This window comes from Arsenophonus endosymbiont of Crataerina pallida, from assembly GCF_964020125.1.
In the GTDB taxonomy this organism is placed as follows: domain Bacteria; phylum Pseudomonadota; class Gammaproteobacteria; order Enterobacterales; family Enterobacteriaceae; genus Arsenophonus; species Arsenophonus nilaparvatae.
The window spans coordinates 3695728-3710325 of the sequence record NZ_OZ026540.1 but is presented as its reverse complement, the minus strand read 5'-3'; the positions used below and the strand labels follow the sequence as shown (position 1 = coordinate 3710325).

General features: G+C 43.1%; 6 protein-coding genes, 1 tRNA gene and 1 pseudogene. 6 read left to right on the top strand and 2 right to left on the bottom strand.

The window, feature by feature from the left end:
* Positions 1–325: 325 nt before the first annotated feature.
* Both rsmJ and prlC read right to left on the bottom strand, forming a co-directional pair.
* Positions 326–1093 (bottom strand): 16S rRNA (guanine(1516)-N(2))-methyltransferase RsmJ, encoded by a 768-nt coding sequence (gene rsmJ / locus AACL31_RS20020; protein WP_310512032.1) that lies wholly within the window; start codon positions 1091–1093, stop codon positions 326–328.
* Entirely contained in the window at positions 1094–3136 is a 2043-nt protein-coding gene (prlC, locus tag AACL31_RS20015; RefSeq protein WP_310512033.1) for an oligopeptidase A, read from the bottom strand. It abuts the gene before it with no gap.
* A gap of 199 nt (positions 3137–3335) precedes the next feature.
* On the opposite strand from prlC, the gene AACL31_RS20010 reads away from it, so the two are divergent.
* The 6 genes and pseudogenes from AACL31_RS20010 (at position 3336) to AACL31_RS19985 (ending at position 14595) form a co-directional block, all read left to right on the top strand.
* Positions 3336–3430 (top strand) — tRNA-Sec (locus AACL31_RS20010).
* 957 nt (positions 3431–4387) lie between these two features.
* Positions 4388–5632, top strand: a pseudogene (locus AACL31_RS20005) (condensation domain-containing protein); the annotation flags it as partial.
* Positions 5609–7810 carry an AMP-binding protein gene (locus tag AACL31_RS20000; RefSeq protein ID WP_339054034.1) on the top strand — a complete coding sequence of 734 codons (2202 nt, stop codon included), beginning with the start codon at positions 5609–5611 and terminating at the stop codon, positions 7808–7810. The pseudogene AACL31_RS20005 and the gene AACL31_RS20000, both read left to right, overlap by 24 nt.
* Positions 7788–8267, top strand: a complete 480-nt coding sequence (locus tag AACL31_RS19995; protein WP_310512034.1) for a hypothetical protein — start codon at positions 7788–7790, stop codon at positions 8265–8267. The genes AACL31_RS20000 and AACL31_RS19995 overlap by 23 nt, the downstream gene beginning before the upstream one ends.
* Complete coding sequence (locus AACL31_RS19990) at positions 8264–13510, top strand: non-ribosomal peptide synthetase (RefSeq protein WP_310512035.1); 5247 nt, start codon at positions 8264–8266, stop codon at positions 13508–13510. The genes AACL31_RS19995 and AACL31_RS19990 overlap by 4 nt, the downstream gene beginning before the upstream one ends.
* Positions 13483–14595, top strand: a complete 1113-nt coding sequence (locus tag AACL31_RS19985; protein WP_310512036.1) for a polyketide synthase — start codon at positions 13483–13485, stop codon at positions 14593–14595. Before AACL31_RS19990 ends, AACL31_RS19985 begins: the two co-directional genes overlap by 28 nt.
* Positions 14596–14598 lie beyond the last annotated feature (3 nt).

Below are 14598 nucleotides of genomic sequence, written 5' to 3'. Positions count from 1 at the left end.
CTTTTATTTTTTCTGTTAGGGTTATTTCTTGTTTTGAGGTTTTGGTGTTGAAATAATAATCAAATGTATCCTGTTGTTTTATTTTATGATCCACAAATTATCTCCAATATTATTAACAATATCCATTTAAACAATAACATTTGTTAAATTACATTTGTTTTAAGGTTATTGTAAGTTTATTTTAATGTTTATAATATGAATATTATTTTAAAAAAAATGGTATTTTAGAACAATAAATAGGGGATATTTTTATAGAAGAGTTAATATTTATATAATATTTCGCTTTTTATCAACATTTTTGGTTATTTATTATTTTTATGAATATTTAACGGAGTGAATCAGCTGAAAATGAATAAATATCAAAACGATGATTTTTAGTTTTGATCGTCGCTTGTGGAGAGATTGCTGCTAGGGGGGATGCATAATTGGCTCGTTTCACCACAACCCGGCGTTTAGCTATTGTCATTGCCGGAATTAAAAGGCTGTCAGCATCGTCATCATTACCAACAAGCGATTGAAAAACGCGCATTTCTTTTTTTACTAAGGCACTCTTTTGTCGATGGGGATACATCGGATCGAGATAAACTACATCTGGTGCGGGTGACAGCGTTGTCAATGCATCGATGCTTGAAGCGTGTAGCAATGTCATTCTCTGTCTTAACCAGCCTCCTATTTCAGCGTCAGCGTAACCCCGTTGTAATCCGTCATCAAGAAGTGCCGCAACTATGGCATGACGTTCATACAGCCGGACTTCACAGCCTAGTGCAGCAAGGACAAAAGCATCTCTGCCAAGACCGGCAGTAGCATCAACAATCGTCGGTAAATAGGATTTTTTGATGCCAACTGCTTTGGCAATAGCTTCATTTCGACCACCACCAAATTTACGTCGGTGTCTCATTGCCCCTGAAACAAAATCAACGTAAATGCCACCTAATTTAGGTTCGTCCAATTTTTTTAATTGTAAATACTGGGGTGTTAGCACTAATGCCATTAATGCAGCAGGCGTGTGTTTAAGTTGCCATTTGTCAGCAATCAGCGATAAGGCGCTTTGAGAAGCGCCAGGTTCACAAATTAATTGAATATCAATTGCCATTTATACATTAATACCATAACTTTGTAACATTGCATCCAGCTTAGGTTTTCGTCCGCGGAAACGTTCAAACAGTACCATTGGTTCCTCTGAACCACCACGACTTAAAATATTATCAAGAAATGATAACCCAGTACTGCGATTAAAAATACCTTCCTCGGTAAATCGTGAAAATGCATCGGCAGCTAAAACGTCGGCCCATAAATAACTATAGTAACCGGCACCATAACCACCGGCAAAAATATGGCTAAATGCATGGGGGAAACGGCCCCACTCGGGTGACGGCACTACAGCAACCTGTTGTTTAACCGATCGTAAGGTTGATAAAATTTGGCCGCCTTTTTGCGGAGAATACTCAGTATGTAAGCGAAAATCAAACAAACCGAATTCTAATTGACGAAGAATAAACATTGCGGCCTGATAATTTTTGGCTGCTAACATATTATCTAACATTGATTTTGGTAACGGTTCACCTGTTTCATAATGACCTGAAATGAAGGTAAGTGCTTCAGGTTGCCAACACCAATTTTCCATAAATTGACTGGGTAGTTCGACCGCATCCCACGGCACCCCATTAATACCAGCTACATCCGCTACATCAATTTGGGTTAACATATGGTGTAAACTATGGCCAAACTCATGAAATAAGGTAATAACTTCATCATGGGTAAACAGCGCGGGTTTATCACCAACAGGTTGGTTAAAATTACAGGTTAGGTAAGCCACAGGTTTTTGGTAGCTGCCATTGATATGCTTTAATCTGCCCGCACAATCATTCATCCAGGCACCGCCACGTTTATGTTCTCGGGCATAGAGATCTAAATAGAAGCTGCCGCATAAATCACCACGTTCATTATATAATTCGAAGAAACGTACATCGGGATGCCATATCTCCACATCATGACGCTCTTTTGCTGTCAAACCATAAATTCTGTTAATGACTTCGAACAGACCGTTGATAACCCGTTGTTCTGGAAAGTAAGCACGTAGTTGTTCATTATCAATTGAAAATTTATGCTGTTTTTGTTTTTCACTATAGTAACCCAGATCCCAGGGCTCAAGTTTCTCAATTCCGTAGTGATCCTTAGCAAACTGGGTCAATTCCGCAAGCTCTTTTTCACCTTGATGGTAGGCTCGTTGCGCAAGATCAGTAAGAAAATCCAGAACCTGTTTGGGTGATTCGGCCATTTTAGTGGCTAAAGATTTTTCAGCAAAATTATTAAAACCAAGTAATTGTGCTAATTCGTAACGTAAGGCTAAAATTTCATCCATAATGTCACTATTATCCCATTTACCAGCGTTTGGTCCCTGATCAGAAGCACGGGTATTATAGGCGTGATGAATTTCTTGGCGTAGTTGACGATTATCAGCATAAGTCATAATTGGCAGATAGCTTGGCATATCCAACGTTAATAACCAGCCTTCTTCTCCTTTAGATTTAGCTAATGCTTTTGCTGCTAAAAGAGCACTTTCCGATATGCCAGTTAACTGATCACTATTTTTAATCAGTTTCGTCCAACCCATCGTTGCATCTAACACATTATTGCTAAACTTAGTTTTTAATTCGGCAATTCGAATAGCAATTTCACCATAACGTTTCTTTTTTTCTGCTGGTAAACCAATTCCGGATAATTCAAAATCACGTAACGTATTTTCAATTGATTTACGTTGTGCTTGATTGAGGGTATCAAATTCAGCACTATTTTTTAACGATTTATAAGCTTGGTAAAGACCGGTATGTTGTCCCATCCAGGTACTAAATTCTGATAGCATAGGTAAACAGGTATCATATACTTGTCGTAATTCGGTGCTATTTTTTACTGCATTGAGATGACCTACGGGTGACCAGGCTCGAGAGAGTTTGTTGTTAGCTTCTTCTAATGGTTGACATAAATTGTGCCAGTTAAAGGTGCTATTTTCTTTAACTATGGTCTCAATTGTCTGCCGATAGTTGTCTAATACGGTTTTTATCGCAGGGAGAACATCTTGCGGTGTAATGGTTGAAAAATGAGGTAACACAGATTTTGTTAGTAAAGGATTTGTCATAATAAAAACATCCTGTGATTAATTATACTACTTGATAGGTACAATTAAATATTAAATAAGAGATGTGATTAAGATATGGCTACAAACGGCTGAGTTCAATATGAAGACAAATATTTTATCTGTTTTTTTACCAGATTGTTTAAATACCTAGGTTTAGAATTTCTGAAAATAAAATTATAATGATTGCCAATTTTTCCATGGAAGATCATCGTCCCCGGTGGGGTGGCTGGACTTCAAATCCAGATGGGGCCGCCAGCGGTTCTTGGCAGGTTCGACTCCTGTGGTCTTCCACCATTCTCAAACTATTAGTATCACCAAAAATCCCCGACTTTCTGATAAAGAGAATGCTATTTTTTATCCTGATATCGGTTTTATCCAGATAGCCACTGCTACCATAAATTTTTCGTTTCTTAGTGGGCAATAAATCGAGGTCAATTTGTGCTTAAGTGTAAAACCTGATAATTAATAAATAATCAAATAGTCAATTTTAATCCCTCTTTCCCGCTTCATCTGTTTTAGGTTACCTAACACTTAAATATTTACTAAACAAACCAATATCTCCCTAATGGAATTTTGATTAAGTTTAACCGCGATTTTATCTATCGGAAAATCAATGAAACTAAGCAAATAACACTTAATTATCTTAATATGACAGAACTATAACGATGTATTGACTCTGAATGGTTCAGGTCAGTTATTTCCGTTAACAATTTAATGTGGTGGTCAGTTTTAGTTGGTCATAAAACGCTAAATAAATTGGAAAATGTGAAACCCCGCACGAAAATAAACCAATAAAGAAGATAACGTATTAAAACCATTAGTTATGGTAGGTTAATGATATGTATGCATATTTTTAAAAATATTGACGATATCTGCCATTTTGTCCCAGGTTACTGATCGCGTTTGAAATGGGTAATAAAAATGAAAATTCTTAATTCTTAGAGGTTGTAACGCGACAACCTAAAAACCGCTAACATCTAACACTTCCCTGCGCAAGCAAGGTTTGAAGGAGCTTGATATCGTCGGTTGACTGGGCAAATACAAAAGAAGCGTTGAAATACCAGATTGTCTCGATTTGCTGACCATTACCGTACTTGTGACGCTATAAGTTCACTTAACTGAGCATATATCTGATTGATAGCAGTTTTTTGCTGCTGAGCAAAAGTAATAACCAGCTGCTGCTTACTATCAATAAAAATCTACTAAGCAGTGGAATTACCCTTTCTCACAACATACAAGGAAAAATATACCATGAAACAATGGCTTGCGACTAAGTGGGAAAATGCATTTTATTTATCCGATAAATCATCTGATAACGCTGAAATTTCCAATACACTTTTTTCAATAAAATTAACAGGTGAACTTAATCGTGACATTTTTATGTTGGCTCTGTCCCATGCACTAAAGCAACCAAGTTTTCAGTGGACGTTTTTATGGCAAAACGAATTAAAAAAATGCCATGTTGAGGTACCGACACAAGGTGAATATTATGATTTTTCACAACACGATTCACCGCAGCAGTCTGGCCAAGATAATCTTAATGCCCTTTACCAACATCGATTGATCCCTGGTGTGACACCATTATTTAAATGGTGCTTATGCTATCTGGGTAAAAACGATCAGCAGATGGAGCATGTATTAAATCTTGTTATTCATCATCTAATTATTGACGGCACCTCATTTCGTCAGTTTATGTTTAATGTCCAGCGCTTTTATCAATTATTAATAGAGTCTCAACCATTACCGCAATGAGCATCGCCAGAATGTTATTTCATCAATCAACAGCCAGAAAATAGTTTAACTCAATCAGAATTGGCGCTGGCGGAGCAACGTGCACAAGATTTAATTGGGCAACCGTGTCAATTAATGCTACCTCGCAGTTCGTATAAGAATGAAAAGGTAGAAAGTAAAATGTTATCGTTACCTGAAACGCTTGTGAAAAGTATCCAGGTTTTAGCGGATAAGCATAATGCAACCCGGCATATTATTTTACAGGCAATATTTGTTGGCTTACTCCACCGTTTATCGGGTCAAAATGATATTTTCATGCTCTCGCCAGTGAGTATGCGCCCAATCTCTCGCGGCGAAGAAGGCGGATGTTGGGTCAACACTGTCATTTTAGGTCACCATTTTACCGCAGATTTGAGTTGGTCTAACTTATTTGAACAAATCATTTTGCAACGTAAACGCTGGAAAGCGGCAAAACATATCCCTTTGGCAAATATCATTAATGCGTTGCGTAAACAGAAAAAAGAACATTCATTAGAAAGGTTCAATCTGATGTTTGGTGAAACGGTGGCATTAAACCACAGCTACCGTTTCAGTGATGGCGTCACCGTCTGCGAAAATTATGAATTTATCGAAAGTAGTAATGACCTACAACTACTGTATTGCCAGGCAGAAAATGGTGAAATCCATTTACGTTTAAATATCGCGCCAACCATTAATCAGGATGGGCTATTTAACGCTTTTATGGTGCAATATCAAACAGCGTTAGAGACGGTGTTGGTAAATTCTGATCAGCGTATTATCGATTTACCGCTGCTTACACCGGCTATGATAGCGAAGATAGATCAACGTAATGCTACCGCCGTCGCTTGGCCTGACCATACTTTGGCAGAACAATTCTATACTCATGTGTTAGAACAACCTGACCATATTGCGCTTATTGATGATGTGACCGGTCAACAGTGGAGTTATGGCCAACTTCACCAGATTGCAACCCATATCGCTAATCATTTAAATACCATGTTTACTGATCCGCGCCAAATGATTGTCATGTTGCATATTGAACCTCTGGCGCAGTTGGTGATTGCTATTTTGGCGGTACAGTATGCAGGAATGATTTATTACTGTATTGATCGTAGTGCACCTGAGGAGCGTAAAGCAGTGATGAAGGGGGTGGTACAGCCCGATTTACTGTTAGTCGATCAACCCCAAATGTTCGCTCTGGCATTACCGCAATTAGAGATATCACTTCTGCTGGAGGAGGCTCAAACGTCTTTGTTTGATGCCATATCTCCCTTAAGCCAGAGGCCAAAAGGGTCGGTCGAAGATCTGAGTCACCTAATTTTTACCTCCGGTACCACAGGCACCCCCAAAGGTGTGGCATTATCTCATCAGTCAGTGATGAGTACCTTATATCAGCCTCGACACCTGCCAGTCTCACAGCGTGTTCTCTATTCTGCGAATGAAACTTTTGATTGTGCAACGCTGCAGTTGTGGTCAGCTTGGATCCATGGTGCGACGGTCATTACCCCAGAAAGAAAAGCCATTGCTGATCCACAGCGAATGCAGAAGCTGATTGAGAATTATCAACCAGATAATATTTTCTTAGCGACGGGATTATTTGATAGCTACATGCAGTCTGTTAAGGCCGCGCTTTTTTCAACGGTTGATACGGTGATTTTTGGTGGTGATGTTGTTAACCCTACAGCGGTGCGTGCTGCCCAGCAGGCTGGGGTCAAAAATTTGTTTAATATCTATGGTCCGGCGGAAACGTGTGTTTACAGTTTTGCTTATGCGGTACGTCGCCAAATCAACGGCCCGGTTCCTCTTGGCTGGGTTTCCAATAACATGCAGGTCTATATTCTTGATTCGCAGCAGCAACATGTTCCTGATGGCGCCATTGGTGAACTCTATTTTGTCGGTCAGGTATTAGCGCGTGGTTACCATCATCGGCCAGATTTAGATGAAAACGCATTTGTTGAAATTACTCTTCCCGGTTCTAAGAAAGAAAAGGTTAGAGCTTATCGCAGTGGTGATTACGGTTTTTGGAGCGAAGAGGGATTGATTTTTGTCGGACGGCGTGATGATCAGGTCAAAATCAGGGGCTATCGTGTTGAATTAAAAGAGGTGCGCCTGGCACTGGAAGCTGTACCGGGTGTCATTCTTGGGGTGGTCATAGCGCCTGGAGAAGCCGGTCATCGGGAACTACATGGTTTTTATATTAGTAATAATCCGTTGGATAGCAGCCAAGTGCGTAAAGAGCTAGCTGATAAATTGCCAGAATATATGGTTCCACGTTATCTGCAGCAAATTGAAAAAATGCCACTGACGGTGAACGGTAAATTTGATTTGCGGGCGCTAGAGGCTATGCGGGTGATTGATCGGCCGCGCAATGACAAATTTATTGCGCCTCGTAATGATATTGAGATGAAGTTGTATACTCTTTTTTCGCAGCTTTTTCTTAACGTAACGATTGATATCCATAGCCACTTTTTTGAACTTGGTGGTTCATCGCTGGATGCATTAAGACTGGTAAATCTGGTTGAAAAAGAGATTGGCCAAATTCTTTCACTGACTGAATTAATTCGTTATCCAACTATTGAGCAATTAGCGGTTTTACTACGGACACGCACCAGAGGTAGCCAGCAGCAAAATGTGCGGGCAGACAATTTAATGACCTTTCGTGACGGCAAGCGCCATCTTATCTGTATACATCCTGGAGGCGGTACCGCTTATTGCTATCTAAAACTGGCTAATGCTCTCAATCGTGACCTCGGCATACATGGTATTCAGGCGCAAGGTTTAAAAGAGGGAGAATCATTTTTACCCAGTTTTGATGCAATGGCAGACCATTACCTGACTGAAATTGAACATCTGCTTAGTCAGCCTCATATACTATGCGGTTGGTCATTAGGGGGGGCTGATGGCATTATTAATGGCGCGTAAGCTTCAACAACGAGGTTTTCACCATAGCAAAATTATTATGTTTGATACTGGCTACCCTTATCCCGAAATGGTGCGCTGTATCCCACAAATGGGATTGGACGAATTTAAACAGAAATTATGTCGTTTTGATGGCATATTTCCAGATATTCGTGAAGAAGATATTGATCGTTATCACCGCTTATACAATCATCACCGTCTCTTACTTACTGGTATAACTGAGGTTCCCCATTTTTCTGGCCGTGCCTGGTTAATTCAGGTACGCGACAAAGAGTACACCTTTGATATTGAACGTGCCGCCGCAGCATGGTGTCAGGTTATTCCCCAATTAGTTGCGTTGCCCACCTCAGGTAATCATTGGTCGTTGATGGATCCACCTCACGTGCAAAAAGTGGTGACGATGGTGGAAAATATCATGGCTGAACATTGCCAGGAGATGGTTGAGGAAGTATGCATATGAACACCGAAAAACCGCAAAATTTACTTGCTGCTTTTCACCATTGGCTTCAAGCGGTGCCTGAAGCCAATGCTTGGGTCGATGCACAGCAAAGCTTGAGCTACCGTGAACTGGAGGACAAGAGTAGCGTATTGGCGGCCAAATTGGCTGTTTTAGTTGGAAAACCTGGCGACATTATTGTTCTGCATTTGCAAAAAGGTGCCGATATGGCGATAGCAATATTGGCGGTAGTAAAGCTTGGAGCCAGTTATCTTTGCGTTGAACCGGATACACCTCAAGCCCGTTTAGAACAACTGTTGCAAGATGTAGCGCCGGCGCTGGTACTGACATCATCTGTCGTAAATTGTGCTTTACCGCAGACCACACGCTGTATTGATTACAGTCAGTTACCTGAAGCTAGTCCTATCTCTACATTTTGGGGGTACCATTCAACACCGCAGACTTGTGCCTGCCTGTTTTATACCTCGGGCACCACCGGGAAACCGAAAGCAGTAGCAATTAGCCACCAAGGGATCTTGCATATGGCTTGGCAGCCAGATTATGTCACTATTGCCCCTGGCCAAGGGATAGGCTCGCTTTCTACTCCCGCTTTTGATGCTTTCAGTTTCGATTTTTGGGCAGCATTAACCAATGGGGCATATACGGTAATGATCACGCCGGATATGCTCTGTTATCAGGGAACAGACAGTGATTTTAAACCTGCTGCTCCAGTCGATGTGCTATTTATCACCTCTGCACTATTTCACTCCTTAGTCGTCGGTACCGCCCCTTTGCTGGCCTCGATAAGCTACTTATTAGTAGGGGGAGAAGCATTAAGACCGAAAGCGGTTCGCCAGTTTTACCGTCAGTTTATGCCAAATCCACCTCAGCTGATCCAGGTTTATGGACCGACGGAATGCAGCACTTTTGCTACTGCCTGGCCAGTTCCGCAGAATTTCATAGGTGACCGGCTACCGATCGGACAAGGGATCGGAAAAACTCAGTGCTGGGTTTTGACACCGGAAGGGGAACTCGTTAGCGAGGGAGAAAGTGGTGAGCTTTATCTTTCTGGTCCTGGCGTGGCACTAGGCTATTACGCAGATGAACAAACCACTCAGCAGAAGTTTGTCGACGGTCATTTTACTGCACCATCTGTTAGTTGTTATCGCACCGGTGACAAAGTACGCTGGAACAAGCAGGGTCAATTGGAGTGGTTGGCGCGGATTGATAATCAGGTAAAAGTTCGTGGTTTTCGTGTTGATATCAATGAGCTGGAACAGCATATTCTCTTGGCACCGGATGTTGAGGCGGCAGCGGTGCTGACGCGTGAAAATGAGGTTTCCATTGAGTTAATCGCATTTGTCAGTGGTAGTGTCGATCGACTGATAGATTTTCTTAAGTCACGAGTGCCCGGCTGGATGATCCCCCATCAAGTGCACAGGCTACCAGCTCTGCCTTTGACACCAAATGGCAAAATTGATCGCCAGGCATTATTTCAATCACTCGCTGTGCAAAATCGGTCACAAGAGCTACAACCGTTTAGTCAAAACGATGCTGAGGCGGCACTGCGATGTCTGTTGCGCCACGATAATTTCTACCCGCAACTTTCCTTAATGGAAAATGGCGGTGATTCGCTGACAGCTATGAGAATGTTATCAGCCTGGCAAGCGCCACAAGGTCAGGCGGCAGTGACAGCTGCTGAATTACTTTATACCAACCCCGTCAGTGCGGTATTAGCCAGGCTACAGCCAGTTGCTGCGCAAGCAACCATTGTGCTTGATAACGATATTAGTCATGTGGCCTCTAGTGAACAATTGCGCATGTGGTTTCTACAGCAGCATGATCCCAGTCTTTATGCTTATGCGACGCCTTTTCAATTTGAATTTCAGGGTCAGATGGACGAGCAGAGTCTTGAGCAGGCACTACGGATATTGGTACAACGCCATGGTGCTTTCCGTACCTTGTTTGAGTTTGACATAAATTCGCAACAGCTAATGCAACGCGTTATTCCGCAAAGTGATTTTAGCCTTGAGCATCAACAAGTGAGCGATGTTGCTTGGTCCAGCTGGGCTAAACAGTGGTTCAGACAGCCTTTCGATATAGGTCAAAAGTGTGCTCTGCGTGCTTGTTTACTCACAATAGAGAGTGATCGGCGAGTGCTGTTGCTAAATATGCACCATGCACTGATTGATGGTGAGTCGATCAATATTTTACTATGTGAGCTGAGCCACTGTTATGTGGCGCTACAGCACAACCAGCAACCAGGGTTTGTGCCACTAAATTACTCACTGTTACACCATACAGCAGCATTAAATCTTTACTATCAGCAGGATAGTTATAAGCAGAGCCTAAATTTTTGGCGCGCAAGGCTGCCAGAGATACTGGCGATACGGCGACGCTATGGTTTAATTCCCGCTGCTGATATGGCTGGTGAGCGTCAGCAGCTGATGATCGACCAACAGACGACTCAGGCCATTAAAGTGCTGGCAAAAAAACAAGGGATGACGTTTGCCGGATTGCTGCTCAGTGTGTTGGGATGGAGTTGGGGACAATGGCAAAATCAGAGTGCTGTCACTATTGGTTTCCCTGACGCCGGTCGCTTTTTGCCAGGTAGTGAAAACATCATTGGTATGTTAGTTAATACGCTGGTATGGCATGAGCAGATATTGCCCGATGACACATTGGCTAGCTTCTTGGATCGTTCGGGACAAGAGCTGAAAAATATTTTCCGTCATCACACGGTGAACTATGCAGACTTAACTGAACTTGCTTCAACTATGCAGGCGGCAGGACAAACGCTATTCGACCTAGTATTTGTTATGGAGAATACCGATTTTTGTTGCCTTGAATTGCCAGGCCTGAAGATGAAAAGCAGTGTACCAGACATCGGTAGCGCCAAATTTCCATTTTTGGTCTGTTTGACACCACAGGGGATGGCAACAGAAGTGATTCTGGAGTATCAGACGGCGTTGTTCAGTCGTGAGGAGGCTCATTTTTTTGCCAGCCAGTGGATCAGTCTGTTACAAAAGTTAACCTGCGAGCCAGCTGTTATGAACACACTTTCAACTCAGTTTTCCTCTTCCCCTTCATTCGCTCCCTCTGTTATTGCTAATCAGGGGCAGCAGCAGACGCTCCCTTTTGCTACGTTGCGAGCCTGGCTTGATCATCAAAGGAACCTGATCCCCGAAGCTTTGGCATTGGTTGATAATAACGGGATGACGCTAACCTATTCCGACTTAATGGAACAGGTAGCGCGCATGGAAATATTCCTTAGTAAACAGTGGAAATTGTCTTATGGCAGCGTGGTAGCGATCTACGCTCATGCTGACCGCCATGCAATTATTGCCATTTTAGCGATGGCCAGTCGCGGTATTTGTTTTGTCGGTTTGGATGTGAACTACCCAGATAAACTAATTACAAATATTTTAACCACGGCAGGAATCGATGCCGTGATGGTTGATCGCGCCAATGCAGCTTCGCCATTATTAACCGCTCAACCCGAGTTGCCGTTAATCCCGATTGACGGTTATCTGCAAGTGACTAATTGGCAGCCGTTGCCCCCAGATAAGGCTATTAATACAGATACCTTGATGTATAAGGTATATACTTCTGGCTCCACCGGATTGCCTAAAGAATTGGCAGCACGCCACAGCCTAATGTTGAATATTATTCAGTGGCAAAATGGTATTGGGCTGGACAAACCGGCACGTACCTTACAGTTTACCTCTCTCTCCTTTGATATTTCTCATCAGGAGATCTGCACAACCTTATGTACCGGCGGTACATTGTTATTACCTCCACCGGATTTTCGTCGTGACCATCAGGCTTTACTGCGATTTATACAAACTGAGCGCGTTGAGCGCTTGTATATTCCCTATATTGTTTTGCAATCCTTAGCCGAGACTGCGCAAGCGTTGAAAATGGCGCCAGACTGTCTTTGTGAAATAGTCAGTGCTGGAGAGATGCTTTTTTGTACTGAGGCCATTAAGGATCTATTTCGCAAATCACCGGGTTCCCGGCTTATTAATATGTATGGTACTTCAGAAACTCACGTCGTCACTAGCTATACCTTGCAGGGTGAGCCCGATAACTGGCCAACAGCTGTGCCGGTCGGTTATCCGGCAGATAATTGTGGCGTGTATATCGTTGATGAAACCAACCAACTGCTGGCCGATCAACAACAAATCGGACAGATTGCGATCACTGGAATGCACGTATGGCCCTGCTATCAAAATAATCCCAGCGCTAATCAGCAGAAATTCTGTCAGCTCTCACTGAACGGACAACATCAGTTAGCTTATCTGACCGGAGACATAGGTCATTATGATAACCAGGGGCGTCTTAATTACCTTGAGAGACGCGATTATCAAGTCAAAATTAATGGTTACCGAGTGGAATGCGGGCAGTTGGAAACACTGCTGCTAGAAAGCGGCTGTTTCCATTCAGTGGCGGTGACGGCTCAGCAAGAGAAATTAGTAGCCTATTTGCGTCTTAAATCGGCAGATACCCGAGTGTCAACGACGGAGTTATATCAGCGATTGCAGCAGTGGTTGCCAGCAGGTGCTTTAAAAATGGAATTCCGCGTGGTAGATGCACTTAGTACGACACCGAGCGGCAAAATCGACCGGGCTGGTTTAGCCGGGCTGTTATGGTATCCTCTGCCAGATGATAATCTTAGTGCTCAGCCGATTATCAAACGGCAAGCAACAAATCAGCGCTCAGTAGCAGACTGGCACTATTTATTAAGCCAGTTAATAGAGAAAGAGCTTGATGGGAAGCCTAACAGTGGGCAGACCAAATTTTTTGCTATGGGCTTAACATCGCTACGACTGATAAAAATCCATGTAGCATTGATTCAGGCCGGCGCTGGTACTCTCAAACTTAATGATCTGTTTGAGCATGCGAGTATTGATGAGCTAAGCTCTTTTTTAGCCGGTGAATCTATGTCACCACCTTCAATCGCATCGACAGTAACTGAACAAGCCACGTTAAACGAAACCTCAGCGGACCAAGGAGCCATTGCGGTGATTGGCATGGCAATCAATGTCAGTCAATGTGCTGATCTGGCAACGTTTTGGCGTGCTGTTATGGATTCTCGCGAGTTGGTAGAACGTGACAGATCTTCAATCATCACTAATAGCGAAGATAAAGAGCGTAAAGTGACAGTACGTTCATCCTTATCAGGTTTTTTGACTTCGATCCAAATTGGTTTGGTATTTCGCCACAAGAGGCGAAACGCATGGATCCACAACAACGCCATTTGTTGATGAGTGTAATACAGGCGTTAGAAAATGCCGGCTATAGTAGCAGGGAAGATTTGGCGTCTGTTGGCATCGTAGCCAGTACAGGTGATGCCTTTTACCAACGCTGGTTAGAGCGTAGAAATTGTGCGGAAAATCACAATAGCGATCCTTTTTCCTTGGGTTTATCTTATCAAAAGGATTTTGTGGCGACTAAGGTGGCTTATTATCTTGGCTTGCGGGGCCCGGCGCTGACGGTACAAACGGGATGTTCAAGCTCTTTGGTGGCAGTGCATCAGGCATGCAATGCATTAAATATGGGTGATGCTGAAATGATGGTGGTGGCTGGTGTCAATATCGATCCTGATGCAGTACAGGGATATAAATGGGCGCCTGGCCATATCTTCTCTAAACAAGGTAGTACTAATCCGTTCAGTGATACGGCGGATGGCACGTTGGCGACTAATGCGTGTGGCGTAGTGATCCTCAAACCATTGGCGGCAGCTCGGCGCGATAATGACCGTATTTATGCCGTTATCAGCGGTAGTGCAATTAACAATGATGGTCGCGATAAAGCGGGATATACCGCGCCTTCTGTTGCTGGTCAGACAAAGGTGATTAATTTGGCACTCGCACGTGCCGGAATAGCTGCCGATCGAATTGGTTATGTTGAAGCTCACGGCACGGCAACACCGCTGGGTGATCCGATCGAAATTGCTGCACTTAGCCGGGCATTCTTATCGACAACGAGTAAAACGGGTTTCTGCCATATCGCCTCAGTAAAAAATCAGCTCGGTCACGCTGGTCCAGCTGCTGGTATCTTAGGGCTGATCCGTGCTGCTTTGGCGCTCTATCATCAAGTACTGCCTGCTAACGTAGGCTATGAGCGCGCTAATCCATTGCTAGAAATAGATAAAACACCGTTCACTACCAGTGCCACCAGTCGCCAGTGGAATAGTGAAGAGCTACGCTATGCAGGTGTTAGTAGTTTTGGTATGGGTGGTACCAATGCGCATCTTATCTTACGTGAGCCACAGCAGCAGGAGCGCTGTACGCATTCAGTTAAGCAAACAGGGATCTGTCTGGCGCCATTATCTGCTTCTACGCCGTAGGCG

What these genes read in the sequence shown, in the direction of transcription:
- AACL31_RS19995 (WP_310512034.1), top strand. Translation starts at nt 7,788, where the DNA reads ATGGCATTATTAATGGCGCGTAAGCTTCAACAACGAGGTTTTCACCAT.
- AACL31_RS20000 (WP_339054034.1), top strand. Translation starts at nt 5,609, where the DNA reads ATGGTGCAATATCAAACAGCGTTAGAGACGGTGTTGGTAAATTCTGAT.
- prlC (WP_310512033.1), bottom strand. Translation starts at nt 3,136, where the DNA reads ATGACAAATCCTTTACTAACAAAATCTGTGTTACCTCATTTTTCAACC.
- AACL31_RS19990 (WP_310512035.1), top strand. Translation starts at nt 8,264, where the DNA reads ATGAACACCGAAAAACCGCAAAATTTACTTGCTGCTTTTCACCATTGG.
- AACL31_RS19985 (WP_310512036.1), top strand. Translation starts at nt 13,483, where the DNA reads ATGGATCCACAACAACGCCATTTGTTGATGAGTGTAATACAGGCGTTA.
- rsmJ (WP_310512032.1), bottom strand. Translation starts at nt 1,093, where the DNA reads ATGGCAATTGATATTCAATTAATTTGTGAACCTGGCGCTTCTCAAAGC.